At 61.5% G+C, this 22,232-nt stretch carries 18 protein-coding genes and 1 tRNA gene; 5 read left to right on the forward strand and 14 right to left on the reverse strand.

What is annotated here, in order from left to right; genetic code table 11:
- Positions 1–266: 266 nt before the first annotated feature.
- The 7 genes from FFR93_RS26930 to FFR93_RS26960 form a co-directional block, all read right to left on the reverse strand.
- Positions 267–1,286 (reverse strand): zinc-binding alcohol dehydrogenase family protein, encoded by a 1,020-nt coding sequence (locus FFR93_RS26930; RefSeq protein ID WP_138395408.1) that lies wholly within the window; start codon positions 1,284–1,286, stop codon positions 267–269.
- A gap of 67 nt (positions 1,287–1,353) precedes the next feature.
- The gene (locus tag FFR93_RS26935) at positions 1,354–2,328 is read right to left on the reverse strand and encodes an ABC transporter permease (protein WP_138395409.1); all 975 of its coding nucleotides are present in this window, start codon (positions 2,326–2,328) and stop codon (positions 1,354–1,356) included.
- Between the two features lie 27 nt (positions 2,329–2,355).
- Positions 2,356–3,909, reverse strand: coding sequence for a sugar ABC transporter ATP-binding protein (locus FFR93_RS26940; protein WP_138395410.1), 1,554 nt, complete (start codon positions 3,907–3,909; stop codon positions 2,356–2,358).
- 103 nt (positions 3,910–4,012) lie between these two features.
- The gene (locus tag FFR93_RS26945) at positions 4,013–5,002 is read right to left on the reverse strand and encodes an ABC transporter substrate-binding protein (RefSeq protein WP_064711730.1); all 990 of its coding nucleotides are present in this window, start codon (positions 5,000–5,002) and stop codon (positions 4,013–4,015) included.
- A gap of 206 nt (positions 5,003–5,208) precedes the next feature.
- On the reverse strand, positions 5,209–5,658 hold the full coding sequence (locus tag FFR93_RS26950; RefSeq protein WP_138395411.1) for an RbsD/FucU domain-containing protein: 450 nt from the start codon (positions 5,656–5,658) through the stop codon (positions 5,209–5,211).
- 9 nt (positions 5,659–5,667) lie between these two features.
- Positions 5,668–6,687 (reverse strand): aldo/keto reductase, encoded by a 1,020-nt coding sequence (locus FFR93_RS26955; protein WP_064707851.1) that lies wholly within the window; start codon positions 6,685–6,687, stop codon positions 5,668–5,670.
- A 49-nt stretch (positions 6,688–6,736) separates the two neighbouring features.
- The gene (locus tag FFR93_RS26960) at positions 6,737–8,239 is read right to left on the reverse strand and encodes an altronate dehydratase family protein (RefSeq protein WP_138395412.1); all 1,503 of its coding nucleotides are present in this window, start codon (positions 8,237–8,239) and stop codon (positions 6,737–6,739) included.
- A gap of 238 nt (positions 8,240–8,477) precedes the next feature.
- Here FFR93_RS26960 and FFR93_RS26965 point away from each other — a divergent pair, with 238 nt between their 5' ends.
- Both FFR93_RS26965 and FFR93_RS26970 read left to right on the forward strand, forming a co-directional pair.
- Positions 8,478–9,374: a GntR family transcriptional regulator gene (locus FFR93_RS26965; protein WP_064707853.1), complete on the forward strand. Its 897-nt coding sequence runs from the start codon at positions 8,478–8,480 to the stop codon at positions 9,372–9,374.
- Between the two features lie 179 nt (positions 9,375–9,553).
- Positions 9,554–11,503, forward strand: coding sequence for an ABC transporter ATP-binding protein/permease (locus FFR93_RS26970; protein WP_138395562.1), 1,950 nt, complete (start codon positions 9,554–9,556; stop codon positions 11,501–11,503).
- Positions 11,504–11,539: 36 nt separating this feature from the next.
- Here the strand turns inward: FFR93_RS26970 and FFR93_RS26975 are convergent, their stop codons facing one another.
- A complete protein-coding gene (locus FFR93_RS26975; RefSeq protein ID WP_138395413.1) occupies positions 11,540–13,030 on the reverse strand; it encodes an MDR family MFS transporter in 1,491 nt (496 codons plus the stop codon).
- Positions 13,031–13,269: 239 nt separating this feature from the next.
- Positions 13,270–13,638: a hypothetical protein gene (locus tag FFR93_RS26980; protein ID WP_171049274.1), complete on the reverse strand. Its 369-nt coding sequence runs from the start codon at positions 13,636–13,638 to the stop codon at positions 13,270–13,272.
- Positions 13,639–13,854: 216 nt separating this feature from the next.
- On the opposite strand from FFR93_RS26980, the gene FFR93_RS26985 reads away from it, so the two are divergent.
- Positions 13,855–14,991, forward strand: coding sequence for an acyltransferase (locus FFR93_RS26985; protein ID WP_138395415.1), 1,137 nt, complete (start codon positions 13,855–13,857; stop codon positions 14,989–14,991).
- Between the two features lie 109 nt (positions 14,992–15,100).
- On the opposite strand, the gene FFR93_RS26990 is transcribed toward FFR93_RS26985, so the two are convergent.
- The 4 genes from FFR93_RS26990 to FFR93_RS27005 form a co-directional block, all read right to left on the reverse strand.
- Positions 15,101–15,295, reverse strand: coding sequence for a hypothetical protein (locus tag FFR93_RS26990; RefSeq protein WP_138395416.1), 195 nt, complete (start codon positions 15,293–15,295; stop codon positions 15,101–15,103).
- A gap of 619 nt (positions 15,296–15,914) precedes the next feature.
- Positions 15,915–16,397: an HNH endonuclease gene (locus tag FFR93_RS26995; RefSeq protein ID WP_138395417.1), complete on the reverse strand. Its 483-nt coding sequence runs from the start codon at positions 16,395–16,397 to the stop codon at positions 15,915–15,917.
- 429 nt (positions 16,398–16,826) lie between these two features.
- A tRNA-Thr gene (locus FFR93_RS27000) sits at positions 16,827–16,902 on the reverse strand.
- 118 nt (positions 16,903–17,020) lie between these two features.
- A complete protein-coding gene (locus FFR93_RS27005; protein WP_064709740.1) occupies positions 17,021–17,980 on the reverse strand; it encodes a nitronate monooxygenase family protein in 960 nt (319 codons plus the stop codon).
- Between the two features lie 287 nt (positions 17,981–18,267).
- Between FFR93_RS27005 and FFR93_RS27010 the strand changes: the two genes are divergently transcribed.
- The gene (locus FFR93_RS27010; protein WP_138395418.1) at positions 18,268–19,467 is read left to right on the forward strand and encodes a regulator; all 1,200 of its coding nucleotides are present in this window, start codon (positions 18,268–18,270) and stop codon (positions 19,465–19,467) included.
- Between the two features lie 24 nt (positions 19,468–19,491).
- Here FFR93_RS27010 and ppk2 read toward each other — a convergent pair whose 3' ends face one another.
- Positions 19,492–20,373 carry a polyphosphate kinase 2 gene (gene ppk2, locus FFR93_RS27015; protein ID WP_064709742.1) on the reverse strand — a complete coding sequence of 294 codons (882 nt, stop codon included), beginning with the start codon at positions 20,371–20,373 and terminating at the stop codon, positions 19,492–19,494.
- A gap of 243 nt (positions 20,374–20,616) precedes the next feature.
- Here ppk2 and phoR point away from each other — a divergent pair, with 243 nt between their 5' ends.
- Positions 20,617–21,837 carry a phosphate regulon sensor histidine kinase PhoR gene (phoR, locus tag FFR93_RS27020; protein ID WP_138395563.1) on the forward strand — a complete coding sequence of 407 codons (1,221 nt, stop codon included), beginning with the start codon at positions 20,617–20,619 and terminating at the stop codon, positions 21,835–21,837.
- Positions 21,838–22,232: the final 395 nt, after the last annotated feature.

The following is a 22,232-nucleotide window of genomic DNA, read 5'->3' on the forward strand; positions in this document are numbered from 1 at the left end:
GCAGTCTGGAACGCGAATGAAGCGTTTGCGGCCATGGATCCTCGGGTCAAGCCCGAGGACGACGGAGAGTGGGGGAGCCTGTGCGGCAGTACCGCAGGCGCAGCGGTTTTTTGCAGATATCGCCTTTGCCTAGGCGCTTCGCACGCAAGACAGCCCCGCACCTTGCCGGAATTCATCCGGACGTCCCGCCTCTTGCCCATTGCACATACTCGGGCCTGACCCGAGCATCCACGGGCAGCACTCCGCGCGCATGGTCCGCGCCGTACCTACCCACCAACCCGGATCACCGCCTTGATCAGGCCGCTCTTCTCATGCGCCCAGCGCGCCAGATCACGTGGCGCATCGGCAAGCGTCGTGCGATGGGTGATGAGCTTCTCCACCGGCACCAGCCCCTTCGCGATCGAATCTGCCACATGCTCGAAATCGGCGCGGGTTGCGTTGCGGCTGCCGATCAGCATCATCTCGCGCTTGTGGAACTCGGGATCGGAGAAGCGGATATCGTCCTTGACGACGCTGACCAGCACCAGCGCGCCGCCATGGGCGACGAAGGAGAAGGCTTTTTCCATCGACGGGCCGTACCCCGTCGCGTCGAAGACGACGTCGAAGCCGTCGCCGTCGGTCTTTTCCTTGACGGCATCCGCCGTTGCCTCATCGGCGACGATGCTCGAGGTGAAGCCGAAGCGTTCGGCCGCCATCTGCAACCGCTCGGCGCTGGTATCGAGCAAGGTCACTTCGTGGCCCGCGATGCGCGAAAAGATCGCCGCCCCCAGGCCGATCGGCCCGGCACCGATGACGAGCGCCCGAGCGCCGGCGCCAGCTAGCGAGCGGCGCACCGCATGGGCGCCGATCGCCAGAAATTCCGTCGTCGCCGCCGCCTCGAGGCTAAGACCCCTGGCGGGATAGAGATTGTCAGCCGGAACCGAAATCTCCTCGCAAAAGGCGCCGTCGGTATGGACGCCGAGTACTCTGATATTGGTGCAGCAATTCGGTTTACCCTGGCGGCAGGCGACACATTGACCGCAGGAGAGATAGGGGTTGACGATGACCGGCATGCCGACCGCAAGCGCAACGCCGTTGCCCGTCTCAAGCACCGTCGCCGAGATTTCATGCCCCATCACCCGGGGATATTCGAGGAAAGGGTGCTTGCCCTCGTAAATATGATAATCCGTGCCGCAGATGCCGACATGGCTGACGGCCAGCCGCACCCAGCCGGGCGCCGGCGCGGCAGGTGGTGGGCGGTCGATAATGTCGAGTACGCCGGGCTCCCGGCAAACAACTGCTTTCATGGCGGGGTCTCGCATTCCTTGAATGTGAAGAAGCCGGCCTTTTGGACCGGCTCTGTCTTTATGTCGTTCAATTGCTCCGGCGGCGGCGCAGCTGGTCGAAGAAGACGATTACGATGATCAAGAGACCGGTGATGATGCGCTGCCAGAAGGAGTTAACGTTCAGAAGGTTCGCGCCGTTGTTGATCGTTGCGAGAATGAAGGCGCCGATCAGCGGGCCGTGCACGGAACCGACCGCGCCGAACAGGCTGGTGCCGCCGATGACGGACGATGCGATCGCCTGCAGTTCCCAGCCGTCGGCCTGCGTTGCATTGCCGATCGCGATGCGCGAGGCGAGCAACACGCCGACGAAGGCGGCGAAGGAGGCCGAAAGGATATAGGCAAGATAGATCATGCCCTTGACATTCACGCCGGAAAGACGAGCGGCCTCGGCATTCGAACCGACCGCAAAGAGATAGCGGCCCCAGCGGCTCAGATGCAAGAAGACGAAGGAGGGGACCGCCACCAGGATGACCATCCAGAACAGGCTCGGAATGCCAAGGAAATCGGCGCGGGCAAAATTGCTGAAGCTCTCGTCGGTGATGCTGATCGTCGAGCCGTTGGTGATCAGGAGGCCGATGCCGCGCAGCGATGTCAGCGTTGCCAGCGTGATGATGAAAGGGGGCAGGCCCATATGCACGATGCCGAATCCGTGGAAAGCGCCGATCGCGACACCGATGGCGAGGGTCAGCACGATCGCTCCCCAGAGCGGTACGCCCGCTTGTAAAAGCCAGGCGATGATGACGGTGCAGAAGCCGACGATCGCTCCGACCGACAGATCGATGCCCGCGGTGATGATGACGAAGGTCTGGCCGAGCGCCAGGATCGCCGTCATCGCGCCTTGGCGCAGCAGGTTGGAGATGTTGAGCGGCGTCCAGAAGCTCGCGGTGACGAAGCCGAGCACGATCCAGAGGAAGATCAAGAGCCCGATCAGCGTCAGGCCGAACAGGATGTTCATTTTCCGGCGCGGCGGCGGCGCGACGATTTCAGTGGGGGTGGCAGTCATGAATTTTCTCCCTCTTATTCTTCTGGCTCAGACGCCGATCGCTTCGCTGAGCACTTGTTCATGCGTCGCCGCGTGGAAATCATGGCTGGCGACGAGCCTGCCGCCGCGGAAGACGTGCAGCCGATCGGCCAGTTCGTAAACCTCGGGCAGGTAGGAGGAAATCAGGATGATGCCGGCCCCTTCTTTGAGAAGCTTGGCAAACAGCCGGTAGATTTCCGCCTTGGTGCCGACGTCGACGCCGACGGTCGGCTCGTCGAAGATGAACAGCCTTGCGCCGTGGCTCAGCCACTTGCCGATGACGATCTTCTGCTGATTGCCGCCGGACATGCTCGAGGCCGGCACGCGCCGGCTCGGCGTCTTGATGCTGAGATCGCGGATTTGCCTGTCGGCATTGGCCGATTCGCGCGCATGACTTATCACCGGCCCTTGGCTGAGGCGCCCGAAGACCGGCAGGTTGATGTTGAGGCCGATCGGCAGGTTGAGGCAAAGCCCCTGGTCGCGCCGGCTTTCCGGCGCCAGCGCAATGCCGAGCTCCATCGCGGTGCGTTCGTTGCGGATATCGACACGTTTGCCCATCCACTCGATCTCACCGGAGCTGATCGGCTGGCGTCCGTAGAGCCCGAGCGCGAATTCGCTGCGGCCGGCGCCGATCAGCCCGTAGAGTCCAACGATCTGTCCGGCTTTGACGCTGAGCGACACGTCCTCGAAGCCCGGACCCGAAAGACCGTTGACCGCGACGATCGTCTCGCCGATCGCAATCTCTTCCTTGTGGTAGATCTGCTCGATCGAGCGGTTGATCATCAAAGCGATCAGCTCGGCATCGTTGGTCTCGCCGATCAGCCGCGTGCCGACATGCGTTCCGTCGCGCAGCACCGAGACACGGTCGGCGAGTTCGAACACTTCCTCCATGCGGTGGCTGATATAGACGATGGTGACGCCTTCGCCCTGCAGCCGGCGGATCAGCTTGAAGAGCTGCGCCGATTCCTGGCGGGTGAGATAGGCTGTGGGTTCGTCGAAGATCAGGAACTGCGTGCCGCGCATTGCCGCGCGCGCTGTTGCCACCAGCTGCTGCTGGCCTATCGTCAGCGAACTTAAAAGCGCGCCGGCCGGCAGGCCGAAGCCGAGATCGTCGAGCACGGCCTGCGCCATCTTCACCATCTGCTTCTTGCGCATGAGGCCATAGCGATTGACCTCGTCGCCCAGGAAAAGATTGGCGGCGACCGTCAGATGCGGGCAGAGCACCACTTCCTGATGGACGGCATTGATGCCGCGGGCGATCGCCTCGTTCGGCGTCGACAGCCCCACCGGATGGCCGCACCACAGCACCTCGCCGGCCGTGCGGGTGATGACGCCGGTAAGCAATTTGATGAGGGTGGATTTGCCAGCGCCGTTCTCGCCGACGATCGCGTGGATTTCGCCCGCGAGGAAGGTCATCGTCGCCGGCTTCAGCGCCTGCACATGACCGTAATTCTTCTGCAGACCTTTCAATTCGAGGATGGGCGATCCGGCGGGAACACGATTGGCTTCTTTCAGCGTGGCGCTGTCATCATGGCGATGACTGACCTCTTCCAGTCCGATCATGGACCTCTCCTCCTCTTGTCGCGTCTGTTCCATCCCCTGGTGAACCATACCATGGATGGAAAAGGCCGCGCCGGTTTTTGAAGCCGGCGCGGCCGCCTGTCATTTACTTGATCTTCGGGTTCAAGAGCGCGTCGATCTTCGGATCGGCCATGTTCGCCTTGGTGACGAGGTTGGCGCCGGTATCGACATTTTCCGGAACCTTCTCGCCCTTGGAGACGGCAAGTGCGGTCTTGATGCCGTCATAGCCCATGCGATAGGGGTCCTGGACGACGAGGCCGGCGATCGCGCCGTCCTTGAGGAAGCCGACCGTCTTGTCGTCGCTGTCGAAGCCGATCACCTTGATCTTGTCGCCGAGCTTGTTTTCGGCGATCGCCTGGCCGACGCCCTGCGCCAGGATCAGGTTGGAGGCGAAGACGCCGACGAGGTTCGGGTTTGCCGTGATCAGGTCGGTCATCATGTTGAGACCGGTCGTCGCCTGGCCGTCGCCGTACTTGTCGGCAATGACCTTCAGACCCGGATATTTGGTCTTGATCTGATCCAGGAAGCCTTCGCGGCGCTGCTCCAGCGAACCGACGCCCGGCAGGTTGGTCAGGATGACGATGTCGCCTTCTTCCTTGCCCGTCATCTCCTTGATAGCGGCGGCAAGACCGTCGGCGGCGATTCGGCCGCCCTGGACGTTGTCGGTCGTCAGGAACGACTTGAAAGCCTTGGAGTCGGCGCCCGAGTCGATACCGATGATCGGAACCGACTTGGCGGCTTCGTCGATCGGCTTGCCGAGTGCCTTGAACTCGGTCGGCGAGATGACGATTGCGGCCGGCTTGCCGGCGACGGCATTCTCAAGAATGCTGATCTGGCCGTTGATATCGGATTCCGCCTGGGCGCCGAGCTCCGGCACGTTGACGCCGAGATCCTTGCCGGCCTTGCGGGCGCCCGCCAGAACGATCTGCCAGTAGAAGGACGTGGTGTCCTTGACGATGATCGGGATCGTCACATCGGCGGCAAAGGACGTGACCGGCATCGCCGTGGCGATGACGGCGGCACCCGCGAGCGCGGTAAAGGCGCGGCGCGACAGAATGGATTTCACGATGCTCATAAAGGTTCTCCTCTCAGGATGCGTTCTCCTCCTAATAAACCGGACCGCTGAACGCTGGCGGAAGGTTTTTATCGATAAAAAACATTTGCAGGCAGAAGCTAGCCGAGGCGCATTCAAATTGCAAGGGCGTCGCACGCGCTTTTTTACTCCGGAAAACTCCCTCCAAGCACCTGATTTTATTTCATTACAACGATAGCCTAAAATAGCTAGCGGCTCAGGTCGACCTCGTGCGGGTGCACGACGCCCTTTTTCAAAATCAGATTGCCATATAGCCGGAATTCCGTCGTCGCGACGATATAGGCAGCCTTGCGGGCCATGGCGTAGAAGGCAAAACGCTCGACCGGGACGATACGGAAATCCCCAGCGCGCTTCGAGACGATATGCTGGAACTCCGCGCACACTTCGGGCACGGCGCCGGGGTCACCCACCACCTCCATCCGCCATGCCGTTTCCGGCACGAAGGTGTCGAGCGGCATATGCGACAGGATCGCTGCGGCCATATCGGTAGCGCTGACGCCGTCGGCGCGGATGACAGCCGGTCCCATCGAGCCTGCAGGGAAATTGGCGTCGGCAATGACGATGTCGTCGCCATGCCCCATCGTTTTCAGCGCATGGAGCAGGTCAGGACCGAGCAGCGGATGAATACCCTTGAGCATGGTGTCTCCTCAGACCCGGACCGCTTCGGTGCCGAGCGGCGGTGCGGTGAGCGTATAGGGCTCGAATTCGGCAAAGATGCCATCGGCAAGCGGCGGCGCGACGATTTCCATGTTGCGCGTCAGGCTCGAAGGCTTCGCCGTGCCGATCAGCACCGAGGCGACGATCGGATCGCGCAGCGGAAACTGCATGGCGGCGGCCGCGAGCGGCACGCCGTGGCGCTTGGCGATCGCCTCCATCGCGCCGACCTTGGCAAGCACATCCTCGCTGGCCGGCATATAATCGAAATGCGAGCCCGGCACCGGGCCGGTGGCGAGGATGCCGGAGTTGAAGACGCCGCCGACGACGAGCGACGTGCCCTTCTGCCGGCAGAGCGGCAGGAGTTCCTCCACCGCAGAGCGGTCGAGCAGCGTATAGCGGCCGGCAAGCAGAATGCAGTCGAGGTCGGCATGGCGCATGACTTCGAGGCAGACCGGCACTTCGTTGACGCCGAGGCCGAAGGCGGAGATCGCGCCGGAAGACTTCAGCTCCTCCAGCGCCTTCACGCCGGAATCGAGCAATTGCTTCTGGTAGACCGCATTCTTGGCTGCGCCATGCGTATAGACGCCGATATCGTGCACATAGAGAATGTCGATGCGGTTGAGGCCAAGGCGCGCATAGCTGAACTCGACCGAGCGCATGATGCCATCATAGGAATAGTCGTAATCGGCGTCGAAGGAGAGCGGATCGACATAGCTGTAATCCGGTACCATTCCCGTCGGCACCGGCCGAAGCAGCCGGCCGACCTTGGTGGAAAGCACGTAAGCGCCGTCCGCCTGGTCGCGCAGGAAATCGCCGACGCGCCGTTCGGCAAGGCCGAGGCCGTACCAGGGGGCGACGTCGAAATAGCGGATGCCGCTGTCCCAGGCGGCCTGCAGCGTTTCCATCGCCTGATCGCGCGGGCATGCGCGGTAGAGGCCGCCGAGCGGCGCCGCGCCGTAGCTGATCTCCGTCACCTCAAGCCCGGTCTTGCCGATCCGTCTCGTTTCCATCATGCATCCTCAGGAACTGCGTAAAATCAAACTGTTAGGTTACCGCAATCTAGAGCGTCGCACCGAGATGCCAAGGCACGAACTCGTTATCGCCGTAACCGAAGATTTCGCTCTTGGTCTTCTTGCCGGAGGCCGTGTCGACGATCAGATCGAAGATCTCGCGGCCCTTGCCACTGATCGTCGCGTCGCCGGTGGCAATCGTGCCGCAATCGATGTCCATGTCCTCTTCCATCGAGGCATAGAGCGCCGAATTGCTCGATAGCTTCAGCGACGGCGCCGGCCTGCAGCCGAAGCAGCTGCCGCGGCCGGTGGTAAAGGCGATCATGTTGGCCCCGCCCGCCACCTGGCCGGTTGCCGAAACCGGATCATAGCCGGGCGTGTCCATGAAGACGAGGCCGGGAGCGGTCACCCGTTCGGCATAACCATAGACCGCCGTCAGCGGCGAGCGGCCGCCCTTGGCGACGGCACCGAGCGATTTTTCGAGGATGGTGGTGAGCCCGCCGCGCTTGTTCCCGGGCGAGGGATTGTTGTCGAGCGAGGCGCCGTGCAGGGCGACATAATCTTCCCACCAGGCGATCTTCTCGTCGAGCTTTCTCGCCACCTCGTCGCTGACGGCGCGGCTGCGCAGCAAGTGTTCGGCACCATAGATTTCCGAAGTCTCCGACAGGATCGCCGTGCCGCCGGCCGCCGCCAGAAGATCGGCAGCGACACCGAGCGCCGGATTGGCGGTGATGCCGGAAAAGCCGTCCGAGCCGCCGCATTGCAGGCCGATGATGATCTCGCCGATCGAGATCGGCACGCGCTTTTCCTTGCCGACATCGGCGGCAACCTCGCGCAGCACGCCCATTGCGCGCTCGACCGCGCGGCGCGAACCGCCGGCGTCCTGGATGTTGAAATGCCGCTTGGAGGCGCCCGCACCGCTCTGGCCGTAGAGCGTCAGCTGGTTGACCTCGCAGCCGAGGCCGATCATCAGCACGCCGCCGAAATTGACATGTCTCGTATAGCCGGCAAGCGTCCGGTGCAGCACGTTCATGCCGTCGCCGGTCGAGCTCATGCCGCAGCCCTGGTCATGGACGATCGGCACAAAACCGTCGATGCCGTCATAATGCGGCAGGATCGACCGGTTCGCCTCGTCGGCGATCGCACGGCAGACGGTGGTGGAACAGTTCACGCTGGCGATGATGCCGATATAGTTGCGCGTCGCCGCCCGCCCGTCGGCGCGGCGATAGCCCATGAAGGTACGCGCCTTGTCCTCGGCGGTTGCTTCTTCCGGCGCCGAATTGGCGGTGACGGCGAGCCGGTCGTTTTCAAAATGCAGATTATGGCTGTGCACATGATCGCCGGCCTTGACCTCGGCGGTGGTGCGGCCGATCGCCTGCCCATACTTCACCACGGCGGACCCAAGCGGAATATCGGCGATCGCCACCTTGTGCCCCGGCTCGATCTTCTGGCGGGCCTCGACGCCGGCAACCGTCGAGCCTTCAGCGATGGCGGACGTTGCGACCGCGACATTGTCGCCGGCCGACAGGATGATCCAAGGCTGCTTGTCCAATCTCTTCTCCCTGAAGGAAACGCTCGCTGCATCGGCGAATGCGATTGATTTTGTTTTTTATCTACAATAAACATTTTGGAGTCAACGGGAATATTGATCCTGTGGACGAGGGAGGCAATGCGCCGCAGACGATCGGAAATACGCTAATGGGTTTTTGAACAAGCTCTGGTCGGGCGCCTTTTTCGCTTTTTGAAGCGAAACGGAAATCCCGGCACGCGGGCGGAAAGCGGGGGATCTGATGGCAAGGCAGAACACGGTCTTCAAGGAAGCATACAACAGGTATGCTGCGGCCCTGCGCACGGATACCGCATTGCCGTCGGAACCGGAGATCGCCGCCCAACTCGGCGTCAGCCGTTCCACCGCGCGCGCCATCCTCACCCGCCTCAGCGATGAAGGCATCATCCGCTGGAACAAGCGTCAGAAGATCGTGCTGCGCGATCCGACCGACCGCGACCTCTTTCCCTCCGAAGAGACGGATTCGCTGCATGACATCATCGAGCGCAGCTTCATGCGGCGCATCCTCGCTGATGACGCTGCCCCGGGCATGCAGATCAATGAGCTGGAGCTTGCCCGCGAGATCGGCACCGGCACGACGAGCGTGCGCGAATTCCTGATCCGCTTCTCCCGATTCGGCCTCATCGAAAAGCGGCCGAACAGCCACTGGACGCTGAAGGGCTTCACCCGCGAATTCGCGCTCGAACTTGCCGATGTCCGAGAGATGTTTGAGCTGCATTCTGCCGCCGAATTCGGCAGGCTTCCCCGAGACAATCAGGCCTGGGCCGATCTTGCCGCCATGCGTGAGGAACATCTCGCCATGCTTGCCGACATCAACCAGCGTTTCAAGGATTTCTCCGTCCTCGACGAGCGCTTCCACCTTTTGATCCACCGCGCTTCGAAGAACCGCTTCATTGCCGATTTCTACGATGCGATCGCCATCATCTTCCACTATCATTACCAGTGGAACAAGACCGCTGCCCGCGAGCGCAACGAGCGCGCCATCCACGAACATCTGGATTATATCGCGGCGCTGGAATCCGGCGACCAGGCAGCAATCGAGAAGGCCTGCCGCGTCCACCTGCGCTCAGCCCGCCAGACCCTCCTGCAATCTCTGCCGAATGTGAGCGACAACGGCTGAGGCAAGGCAGGCAACCCGCTCGAGGGCGACCTTGTGGAGCATTGCGACATTGGATGACTCCTTCGGGGCATAAGAGTGACCGCATTCCGCCGGCCTTGCGGCGACGCCTCTCTTCTCGCGCATTCAATGACCGGCGCCGCGCCATGAAACCTTCTGATTTGCAAGCCGTTATCGTGCTTATGACCGACGTTAAACTCAACCCGAAATCGGTCGAAGGCACCGAGCAGGACGGTGCCGAGAAGTCGCGCCAGGAGAGGGCTTCGACTGTCGAGATCGCGCCGCCGCCGGATGTCATCGAACCCAGTCCGGAGCTCACGCCTGAGGAGGCCGAGCAGGCGCGCAAGCGATATTTGCTGAGGCGTTTCTGGATCAGCGCCCGACGCTACTGGGGCAGCGGTGGCGACAGGCTTGCATGGCCGTGCTCCATCGGCCTGTTGGTGATGATCTGCATGAATGTCGGCTTTCAATATGGGATCAATCGCTGGAACCGCGGGATCTTCGATGCCATCGAGCGACATGACGCCGCCACCGTCTATTACCTGAGCGCCGTATTCGTGCCGCTGGTGCTCGGAAGCGTCGCCCTTGTCACCGCACAAGTCTATGTCCGTATGATGATTCAGCGCCGCTGGCGGTCCTGGCTAACGGCGGCGGTGATCGCTCGCTGGCTCGCCAACGGCCGCTATTATCAGCTGAACCTGATCGGCGGCGATCACAAAAATCCCGAGGCGCGCATCTCGGAGGATTTGCGGATTGCCACAGAAGCGCCGGTCGATTTCATCGCCGGCGTCATTTCGGCATTTCTGTCGGCCTCGACCTTCATCGTGGTGCTTTGGACGATCGGCGGAGCGCTCACCCTTCCGGTCGCAGGGTCGACTATCACCATTCCCGGCTTTCTCGTCGTCACTGCGGTTCTCTATGCCGTGATCACCTCAACCGTGATCGCTGTCATCGGCCGCCACTTCGTCAGGGTTTCCGAGGTCAAGAACCAGGTGGAGGCCGAGCTCCGTTACACGCTGACCCGTGTGCGGGAAAACGGCGAGAGCATCGCCTTGCTTGGCGGAGAGGAAGAGGAGCGTAGCGACCTCGACAAGACATTTTCCAATGTGCTCAGGCAATGGGCGCTGCTTGCGCGCCAGCACATGCGCACGACCTTCGTCTCGCACGGATCGATGCTGATTGCGCCTGTCGTGCCGCTCCTGCTATGCGCGCCGAAGTTTCTGGCAGGCGGCATGACGCTTGGCGAGGTCATGCAGGCTGCCTCCGCCTTCGCCATCGTTCAGACGGCCTTCGGATGGCTGGTCGACAACTACCCGCGTCTTGCCGACTGGAACGCCTGCGCGCGGCGCGTCGCCTCGCTGATGATGTCGCTCGACGGTCTCGAGCGCGCCGAACAGAGCGACACTCTCGGACGCATCAAGCACGGTGAAACTGAGGGCAATGCGATCCTGAACTTGAATGATCTCTCGGTATCTCTCGATGACGGCACCGCGGTGGTCAAGGAAACCCAGGTCGAGATCGCGCCGGGCGAGCGGGTGCTCGTGGCAGGCGAATCCGGCTCGGGCAAGAGCACGCTGGTGCGTGCCATCGCCGGTCTTTGGCCCTGGGGTCACGGCAGCGTCGATTTCCACGGCGACCGCCGCCTGTTCATGTTGCCGCAGCGGCCCTATATTCCGTCCGGGACGCTTCGCCGCGCCGTGGCCTACCCCCGCGCCGCCGACAGCTGGACGCCCGAGGAAATCAGGGCCGCCCTTGCCAAGGTGGGACTGGATTATCTGAGGGAAAAGATCGAGGAGGACGCGCCATGGGACCAGATTCTCTCGGGCGGCGAAAAGCAGCGGCTCGCCTTTGCGCGGCTGCTATTGCACCATCCCGATATTATCGTGCTCGACGAAGCAACCTCGGCGCTCGATGAGAAGAGCCAGGACAAGATGATGGAGACGGTGATCAATGAAATGCCGACGGTCACCATCATCAGCGTGGCGCATCGCGCCGAGCTGGAAGCCTTCCATAGCCGCAAGATCACCCTCGAGCGGCGCAAGGGCGGCGCCAAGCTCGTCAGCGATATCGATCTTGTCCAGCGCAAGGGAAGACGGAACCTGATCCTGCGCGTTTTGGACAACCGCCGCTAGCTCACATCCAGGCACCCGTGATGAACTGGAAGTCCGCTAGTGCGAGGCCGCCTCGCTTGCCGCCGCCGGCTCTTCGCGCGTCTGGCGGTGACCGACGGGTATCAGCCAGGTGGTGAAGAAGGTCAGCACCGCGACGACGACCACGCCCCAGAAGCTCCAGTGCAGGGCGGCGTCGAAGATGGTTCGGATCGCAGGATCGGCGGCGAGCGCCGCGAGCCCGGTCGGCTGGTTCAGCGCATTGTGCAGGGCGGCAGCCGTTTCGCCACTGGCATGGTGGCTGATGCCGGCGTTCAGGATGGCGCCGAGCACGGTGGCGCCGAGAGTGTTGCCGAGGCTGCGGGCAAAGATGATTGAGGCCGTGGCGCTGCCGCGCATCGACCATTCGACACTGTCCTGCACCAGTACGATGCTCGTCAGGCTGATGAGGCCCATGCCGAAACCCATGAAGAAGGAGCCGGCGCCGGCCAGAACAGGCGAGCTTTCGGGCGTCAGGAACAGAAGGAAGCAGGCGCCGAACGGAAACATCAGGCTCCCGACGCGCAAGGTGCGGCGGATGCCAAAGGCCCTGTAGAAGCGGCTGGAGAGAATCACCGCCAAAGGCCAGCCGACGATCAGCATGGTGAGCGTAAAGCCGGCGACAATAGGGGAGCGGCCGAGCACGCCCTGCACATAGATCGGCAGGATGGTGGAAAGTCCGATCAGCGCCATGCCGGCAAGCAGGGTGGCCGCATTGCTGGTCGCGATCAGCCGGCGGCTCCAGAGTGCGATCGAAATGATTGGCTCCGGCGCCCTTTTCTCCTGGGCTAGGAAGAAAATGCCTGAGACGATGAAGAGGGCGAAAAGCGACAGCAGGATCCAGGCGCTCGCATTTGTTTCCGTCAGCATGATGAGCAGTGCGACGATCGAGATCGAGAATAGCACCGATCCGAGGTAATCGATCCTTGCCTGCTTGTGCGCGATGTCCTCATTCAGGAAGACCATGAAAGCGACGATCGAGACGATGCCGATCGGCAGGTTGATCCAGAAGATCCAGGCCCAGGAAAAGCTGTCGACGATAATGCCGCCGGCAAGCGGGCCTACGACGGCCGAGGTCGCCCAGACGGTCGCCATCGCGCCTTGCACACGGCCGCGTTCCTCGAGCTTGAAGAGATCGCCGATGATCGTCATCGTCACCGGCTGAATCGCGCCGGCGCCGAGCCCCTGCAGCAGGCGGAAAAGCACCAGCGAGATCATCGACCAGGCAAGGCCGCAGAGGAGCGAGCCGACGAGAAAGATCAGGATGCCGCCGATCAGCACCGGCTTGCGCCCGAAAATATCGGAAAGCTTGCCGTAGATGACCGTGGTCGTCGACTGCGCCAGCAGGAAGGCCGAAAACACCCAGCTGTAATAGGAAAAGCCGCCGAGCTGTCCAACGATGCGAGGCATCGCGGTCGCCACGATCGTCGCCTCGATGGCAACCATGAATGTCGCGAGCATGATTGTGGCGACGACGAGCACGCGGTTCGAGCGATGCGCTGCATTCGACATGACGATCCTCTTCGGGTGCTCCGCGGACGCCGGAAAATATCGGCAGGCTGGCTGGGTGTGGCGATCGCCATGTGCGGAGGGATGCTGTTCTTGTACGACCTCGGTGCCGGCCGGTAAAGCAATTCTCGTGGGGGGCCGCCGTTTTTGCGCGACGTCAGGGGCGGCGGCTGCAACGATGAGGGCCCGGCGTCGTCATGGCCGGGCCTTGATTTGTCAGGAGCTGGGCGCTCGCCCCCTCCCTACTGCTGGCATGCCTCGCTCATCGAACCGCTACCGTCGGGGCAGCCAGGTGTCTGCTGGAGATCTGGATTGACGCCGCCGGGATTGATGGTGCTGCGGCCGCTGTTGAGATCGACACCGCCAGAGCCGGTGGTGCTGCCGGTCGTGCCCGGATCGGTGCCGATGGACCCCGAGCCCACTGACCCTGTACCGGCGGAGCCGGTACCAGCCGAGCCAGCGCCGGAACTGCCCGACCCGCCGATGACGGGCGCCACCGAAAGCCGCCCGCTGGAATTCGCCCCACCGGCCGTCTGGGCCAGGGCCGAACCGGCAAGGCCGATGGAAAGGAGGGATATCGCGATGAGTTTGCAGGACATGGTCTTCTCCATCCTCGTTGTCTCGAGGGGAAACCTGTTGGGGAGCGGCATGTTCCTTTCCGTTCTCGCAATCGAAAGGACAAAAGCTGGCAGCATGACTCCAGCCGCCGTTATCGACTGTTAACCCGTGCAAGTTGTGCGGCGGCCCATTAAATTCTGCTTAACACTATCCGGTTGCCGTCGAAGATGCTAACCCTGCCCGCGGATACGAATGGATAGAGGTATCTCATGGACGCGATGAAGGGCGGCAAACGCATTGAATGCCTGGATGGTTTGCGGGGTTTGGCAGCGCTATGGGTGCTGATCGGCCATGCGCACATCCTGACAGGGTTCAAGGTGCCGATTATCGGAGACCCGGAGCTGGGGGTCGACCTCTTTATCATGCTCTCCGGCTTCCTGATGGTGTTCCATTATCAGAGGCGAAAAGCCAGGGAGCCGTGGGAGAGCCCGCAAACATGGGGGATCTTCTGGACGCGCCGGTTCTTCCGCATCGCACCGCTCTATTACGTCATGCTGGTGATTGCTCTCATCGCCGGATCCGAGATCTATCAGGCAAGGATGGTCATTGATGCTTTCAATGGCAATCCGCCGCAAGCCGCATCTCGCTATCTGGACGACAGCCTGGGCAACTACCTGATGCATCTTTCCTTTCTGTTCGGCTTGTCCCCAGCCCACGCCTTCCGCACGGCGCTGCCGGACTGGAGCATCGGCCTCGAAATGCAATTCTATGTGGCCTTGCCTTTCATCATGATCGTTCTCGGGCGTCTGGGTTGGCTCAAGGGCATGCTCGTCACCGTCGGCTTGGCCGTCGCTGCCGCCTTGGTGGTCCATCGCCTCGGCTTCCGCTTCCCGATGCCGTCGTTCCTTCCGATGAAGATGCACATCTTCGCCGCAGGCATGCTGCTTGCGGGTGCATTGTGGATGCCGCCCGGCAGAGCCTACCTGGCATTTGCTATTTCGGCTCTGCTGGTCCTCATCCCTCTCGGCGGCGACGTGACCGTGCTGCACGAAAGCGTCCGCGTCGGGATCGTGGTGCTGTTCTTTGCCCTGGTGCATGCGGATCGGTTTCCGGGTTCCGCCGGCCATTATTCCCGCTCGGTCAATTCGGTTCTCGGCAACACATTCTTCCGAAATCTCGGGGAACTTTCGTTCGGCGCCTATTTGATTCACCTGCTCATCATGCAGCCGGTCATCGCCTGGCTGATCGGCAATACCGATCTCAGCAATCCCGCTCGCTGGCTGGTGACGCTGATCGTCACCATCCCGATCGTCTATGTCCTGTCCTTCATAGGCTACAAGTTTATCGAGCTGCCCGGCCAGACCGTCGGCAAACGCCTGACACAACAGAGACAGGTCGCGACCTAGATCCCGCGACACCTTGCTTGCAAACGCGACGGCGGGTTGAAGGAAGCCCGCCGATTATCCTGTGACCGAAGCGTCACCCCAACAACATCGGCAATAGCGCTAGCCTAACCTAACCGCTCAGTCGCTTGACGACGTCATCGATCGTCTCTCTGACGGGATAATAACTGGGGCCTCCATGGTTCTGGAGCGCGGAAACATAGATGTGTGTGGTATTCGGGAACGGTCGAACGGCAACAACATGCTCAGGATTGATGAAGATGAGGGTCTCGTTCGGCCCCGCATAGTGGAACGACACCAGCTTCATCCAGTATTCTCCCGACAGCCATTCCGCCAGTGAACGAGGAAACGCGCCGTTGGTTTCACAGCGCCCGTTGCATTTGTCACGCTTGCCGTGCCTTCGCCCGAAAGCGTGAAGGTGGGACCGCACGACGACTGCCAAATGGGGGTGTAGCAGGGCAGAAGACTGCCGCGTGCGGCCACGCCAGGAAAACAACAGCGTAGGCCGAAAGTTCCCGGTAAAGTTGGAATCCAGAAGTCCAACAATAAGAGCGTGTCCTGGGGGCTAGGGGGAAAGATCATCTACAGAGTTGCCTGAAGCTGAGAAAAAAGATTGGATCGCGCAGACTACAAAGGGGTGCGCGCGGAGACAGGAGACTCCCGCTGCGCGATCCAGACGAAACAACTTCGCTCCGGTCCCAGCAGTTCCGGTACCGTAGCGTACAGAGATCTTATCGTTGTGCGAAAAAAGCCCAGAGCCAAACCTACAGAGGCATCGGCGGAAAGGGCGAATGCAAAGCTGCGTTCAAGTGCGGCCAAAGAGAAGCCTGGTGGCGCTGGATATGCTTCGAACAGGCGGCGCACCAATGTTGCGACTTCTTCGCTATCTTGACCAGCGTTCTTCGTGCTGCCCCGGAATGCGTAGGCTACTCGACCATTGTCTGTTCGGTTGCTTGATGAGGTTTTTTCGAGCGGGACCGCTTCACCCCGTCAACCGGCAACCGACTATAGTTTGCTGTGTCGTTGGCCACAGGCGGTTTCAGCAGCTTTTCGGCCTGCTGGAGAGACGCCAGAGCAGACGCCAACAACAGATCATGGATAGGCCATTTGTTGCGGTGTTTTCGCCGCCTCACTTCGGCGAAGTGCTGGCTGCACAGAAACTCTGCGAGCGACAAAGCACCTTTGGAGCGGTTGCACCCATGGCAGGCCGGAATCGTGAGGCCGCCGCTTCCGTGCGCCTTCGGCACAAGATGATCACGCGTCGCCTTAGTGTCGGGAATCGGGCGACCTAACCCGAACTTCTGCCGCATGGGAATGCCGCAATAGGCGCACCAGTGGCGACGATCATCCTGCCACCAATCCCCGAGTTCTCTTTGTAGTAAAGCGGCCGCCTTGATTGATCCCTTCATGGTGCGATCTAAGCATAGAAAAGTGAAATAGTCGACCCGTGAAGTCTTAAGCTTCTATAGTGCGGTGATCGGTAAGTAGAATCGCCGCATGAGGTTCGGCAGTGTGCGTCGTGAAGGTCTCCTGCTAAGAAATTCGTACGGATCTGCCGGAGCAGGCAACGGGAGGGACTGTCGCTTGCTCGAGCGATAGTGCCGTTGCTTGGGTGCGGCATATCGCGCATGATCGCGAGGCAATGACAGAAGCGCTTTCCCACTGGTGATCGAAACCAATCTAGCTGGCGCGCGCACGACGCGCACGCAGTCCAGTTTTGGTAGCCTCACGAAATCATGTGTTTGTTCCTACCGCGCCTCGCAAGGTGGGCTGAAAGGTGGATTGTGCATAGACCAAGAGGAAAACTGGACACTATTTTAATGACGTAAGGAGAAAAATGGTGCCGCTTACGTGACTCGAACACGTGACCCCATCATTACGAATGATGTGCTCTACCGACTGAGCTAAAGCGGCATCTGGCGGCCGAAGCGTGCGGCCTGCGATTTGCATGGCGCTGATACAGGCATTGTCTGAAGATTTCAAGCACCCTGTCATGCCTTCGGCAAAAAAGAGGGGAGGGTGTGGAAGACCCTCAGAGCGCCAGCCTGGCGCGGGCGGCCCTATATTCGGCCTCCAGCCGGTCGACGAGATTTGCCACCGGCTCCACCGCCTTGACGGCGCCGATGCCCTGGCCGCTGCCCCATATGTCCTTCCAGGCCTTGGCGCCGCCGGTGGCCTGCTCGAAATCCATCTTGGAAGGGTCGGCGACGGGCAGGTTGTCGGGGTCCATGCCGGCGGCAACGATGGAAGGCTTGAGATAGTTGCCGTGCACGCCGGTGAAATAGTTGGAGTAGACGATGTCGTTGGCTGCCCCGTCGACGATCGCCTGCTTGTAGGCGGGCGCAGCGCGCGCCTCTTCTGTCGCGATGAAGGGCGAGCCGATATAGGCCATGTCGGCGCCCATCGCTTCTGCGGCCAGAATGGCGCCCCCGGTCGCGATCGCGCCGGCAAGCAGCAGCGGCCCGTCGAACCATTCGCGGATTTCCTGGACGAGCGCGAAAGGCGACAGCGTGCCGGCATGGCCGCCGGCACCCGATGCCACCGCAATCAGCCCGTCCGCACCCTTGCGGATCGCCGAATGGGCGTGGCGGTTGTTGATAATGTCGTGGAGCACGATGCCGCCATAGGAATGCACAGCGGCATTGACCTCCGGCACAGCGCCGAGCGAGGAGATGACGATCGGCACCTTGTATTTGACGCAGAGCGACAGGTCATGCTCCAGCCGCTTGTTCGACATGTGGACGATCTGGTTGACGGCGAAGGGTGCGGCCGGCTTTTCCGGATGGGCGGCGTCGTGACGGGCAAGCTCCTCGGTGATCTCGGCCAGCCATTCGTCGAGCTGGCTTTCGGGCCGGGCGTTCAGCGCCGGAAAGGCGCCGACGACGCCAGCCTTGCATTGCGCCAAGGTCAGCGCGGGATGCGAGATGATGAAGAGCGGCGAGCCGATCACCGGCAGTCTGAGTTTGTCCTTGAGGATCGGGGGCAGGGCCATGGCTCACCATTCGCATTGACGTTTACGAAAACGTCAATCTCATAACAGAGAAGAAAAGCCGATAAAAGAGCATGCGCCACGCCTTCGTCTATTTCAGGCCGATATATCAGGCGCGCATGAAGAACAAGGTAAGGCCCGCGAGCCTAGAAAGCTGGCGATTCTTGCCGCCGATGTGCGGTGGGCGGGACTGCAAGGCTTGCGGTTTGCCGCACTTGCCGCTACCGAATTTTGATGGAGAACGGCGGGGGATTGCGGTCCGATGCCGGGTTCGAAGTGAAGGACTTGACGTGAGCGGATTAGAAACGGCCATAAGAACAGCGCTCGAAAATGCCGATCGCGACAATCCGGAGGTTCGAGCGAGGATCTACCAGTCGGCCCGCCAGGCGCTGGAAGCCGGCCTGCGCAAGCAGGATATCACTGATGCCGATGCTGTCGCCCATCACCGCCATCGCCTGGAAAGCACCATCCACGCCATCGAAAGCGAAGAGCGCGACCGCCTTCACCCTCGCCAGAGGCCGCCTGAAGTGCCGGTGCCGCCGGTCGTCGAAATGCCGGCGCCGCCGGTTCATCGGGGGGACGTGGCCGATATCGACAGCCTGATCGATAGCCCGGTGGCGGCAGGCGAGACCCGCGCCCCCGAGGTGATCATGAGCCGCAGCGACGAGTCGAGCCTCGACGACGTGCATGCGAGCAATGCCGATCATCTCGCAGCCGCCCCGGCCGGCGATGAGCGGCTTCAGCGCGGCCAGCGCGCAGCCGATATGGATTTTCGTCCGGAGCGGGCGGCAGGCCGTCGCAAGCCCCGCAAGTTCTTTTCGAGGCTTCTCGTCTGGTGCGTCCTGCTGGCCTTCATCGGCATCGGCGCCTGGTGGGCCTATACGTCGGGCCTGCTGCTCACGGCGGCCGAGCGCGACACCAGCGTCGCCAATCCGCCGGCCAGCACCCAGCCGGAGGACTTCACCGGCAACGACGACAGCGGCGGAAATGCGGCCACCAACACCGAGCAGCCAGTGACCATCGATCCTCAAAACAGTTTTTCGGCCGATTGGATTCCGGTGTTCAAGCCCGACGAGGCCGACAAGATCAAATCCGGCCCGCGGGCGCGCACCGAAAGCATCACCGAGAACGATGGCCCCGCCCTGCGCCTGATTTCCGAAAGCGGTGCGGCTGACGGCAATATTTCGGTCAGCGTACCGGCCTCCGTGCTGCAGCAGCTTGCCGGCAAATCCTCGACCATCGCACTGACGCTGCAATCGACCACCGATGAGCCGACGCAGGTTACGGTCGAGTGCAATTTCCAGTCGCTCGGCAACTGCGCCCGCCATCGCTTCAGTGTTACCCGCGAAAAGTCGGATGCGCTGCTGCAGGTGAAGTTCGACCGTTCGCTCGCGCCGAATTCGCCCGGTACCTTGACGATCAACAGCGATCTCGACGGCAAGTCGCGCGGCATCAACCTCTTCGCCATTCGCATCCTGCCAGGGCAGTGACTCGGCTTTACTCGGGGCGGCGGCTTACTTCAGAAAGCCGGGGCCGGAGCCGATGATCTCGTTATCGACTTCGCCGAGCGCCTTCTTGTCCTTGCCATCGTAGTCGATCCTGTTCAGCATGTGGCGGATCAATTCCAGACGCCCCCGCCGCTTGTCATTGGCGCGGATCACCGTCCAGGGCGCGAAATCCGTATGGGTTTCCTTCAGCATCCGGTCGCGCTTGTCGCTGTAGTCGTCCCATTTCGTCAGCGCCGCGATATCCATTGAGGACAGTTTCCAGACCTTCAGCGGATCGTGGCGGCGGTCGTGGAAACGCTTGAGCTGCATCTCGCGACCGATATCGAGATAAAATTTGAAGAAGAAGATGCCCTCATGGGCGATGATCTTTTCGAGCTGCGGCGCCTGCTTGAGAAAGTCCTCATATTGTTGCGGAGTGCAGAAACCCATGACGGGCTCGACGCCAGCGCGGTTGTACCACGAGCGGTCGAACAGCACGAATTCGCCTGCGGTCGGGAACTGCGCGACATAACGCTGGAAATACCATTGTCCCTGTTCGCGCTCTGTCGGTTTGGTCAAGGCTACGACCCGCGCAAGACGTGGGTTCATATTCTCGGAAGAGGCCGAGATTGCACCGCCCTTGCCGGCCGCATCGCGTCCCTCGAACAGCGCCATCACCCGCTTGCCGGTCGCCTGCAGCCAGAATTGCACCTTGACGAGTTCCACCTGCAGCTTTTCCAGCTGCTCCGAATAATCCTCTTCCTTGAGCTTTTTCTTGTAGGGAAATTCGCCGGATTCAAGCGCGTGTTCCTCGACCCAGTCAGGCAGAACGGGATCGTCGACATCGAAGATGCGTTTCGTTCCCCGGATATTCAGCTCCACCGCCCTGTTTTTCACGTCCTCGTCCATATGCTCCTCCTGCGGTCGATCGTTTCCTTGTAGCAGGCGAACATATTTGCCATTGGAAATCAAATCTTTCGCCTTCGTCAGGTCATTTCTCGCGGTTTTCGGCTGCTGCTTTTGCCACCGGAACATGCCAGCCGAAAACTTCTGTCATGAATTGCCGCTATCAGGCAGAGTTCAATATAAAGAAAAACGAATCGACGCCGCGAGGCCCACTTGCAAGACGAGATCCCTTGGAGAAAGAGCCTGCTGGCGCGCATCCGGCGTGACCGGCCGGTGCTGCTTGCGGCCATCCTCAGCGCGCTTGCCGCTCTTGCCGCCGGGATGAACAAGTGGGTCGTGCTCGTCCTCCTGCTCGTCATGATCTTCACCGCGCTGTTCAATGAGGCGCCCGTCCTTACGGCCGAGCCCGTCGAGCCGGTGGAGACGGAGCCGGAAGCGCCGCCGAGCCGCCTGCCCGAGGTTTCCGCTACGCTTGCCGGCCTCGATATTCCCGTCATGGTGCTGTCGGACGACGCTTCCGTGCTCTTCCAGAACCGTGCCGCCGAAAAGGCTTTCGGCGAGGTGGCACTTGGCGCCCACATATCGGCCCGGCTTCGCTCGCCCGGCGTGCTCGACATGGTGCGCGAAACCATCGCCACCAATGCGCCGAACCAGATCGAGCACTCTGAGCGGCTGCCGTCCGAGCGTGTCTATATCGTCCGAAGCGCACCTGTCGAATTCCAGGCCGAGGGGCAGCATGAGCGGTTTTTCATCCTGTCCTTCCGCGATATATCGGAGGTCCGCCGCATCGACCGTATGCGATCGGACTTCGTCGCCAACGCCAGCCATGAGCTGCGCACGCCGCTTGCCTCATTGCGCGGCTTCATCGAGACAATCCAGGGCCCGGCGAAGAACGATCAGAAGGCCCAGGCGCAGTTTCTGGGCATCATGTTCGATCAGACCACCCGCATGAGCAGGTTGGTCGATGACCTGCTGTCGCTCTCCCGCCTAGAGCTGAAATCGCACATCGCGCCGGATGAGAAGGTCGATCTGGTGCCGCTGCTCGGCCATGTCCGCGACTCGCTCGTACCGCTCGCCAAGGATGTCGGCGTCGACATTAACCTGCATCTGCCCGACGGCAAGGTCGAGGTGCTGGGAGACCGCGACGAACTTGTCCAGGTCTTCGAGAACCTGATGGAGAATGCCTGCAAATATGGCCAGGAAGGCAAGATCGTCGATGTCTGGCTGAAGAACGACGCCGGTCAGCCCGTGGAGGTCAGCATAATAGACAAGGGGCCGGGCATCCCGGCCGAGCACGTGCCGCGTCTGACCGAACGCTTCTATCGCGTCAGCATCGAGGACAGCCGCTCGAAGAAGGGCACCGGCCTCGGCCTTGCCATCGTCAAACATATCCTGACCCGCCACCGCGCCCGGCTGATCGTGAAGTCCGAAGTCGGCAAGGGCACCGATTTCACGGTGCGCTTCTGAGGCGGGGATGGATGTTAAGGCGGCGAGGGTTCTTTCCGGGGCAGCGATGGCGTGCCATGTGATTTGCCCCTCACCCTAACCCTCTCCCCGTTCTGACGGGGAGAGGGGACGTGCCCCGCGAGAGGCTCGCGGTGGACGGACAGGGTGCGGCATATCCCATTCGCCCCGTTTATGGGGAGAAGGTGCCGGCAGGCGGATGAGGGGCAGATCACACGTCACGACTTCAATGAAGCCACGCGCGCTACAACCGACCACCCATCTTTGCACGTTTCTGCAACGTGAGGTGGGCTGGTGATCGAACGTCGCTGTCTTTTGGAAGAAATCGGACAGCATCACTGAAAATTTAGGTGTGATATCAAAAACATAACCTGTCATAAATGTTTCACCGATTTGAC

The sequence above is a fragment of the Rhizobium sp. MHM7A genome (assembly GCF_005862215.1).
Taxonomy (GTDB): domain Bacteria; phylum Pseudomonadota; class Alphaproteobacteria; order Rhizobiales; family Rhizobiaceae; genus Rhizobium; species Rhizobium bangladeshense.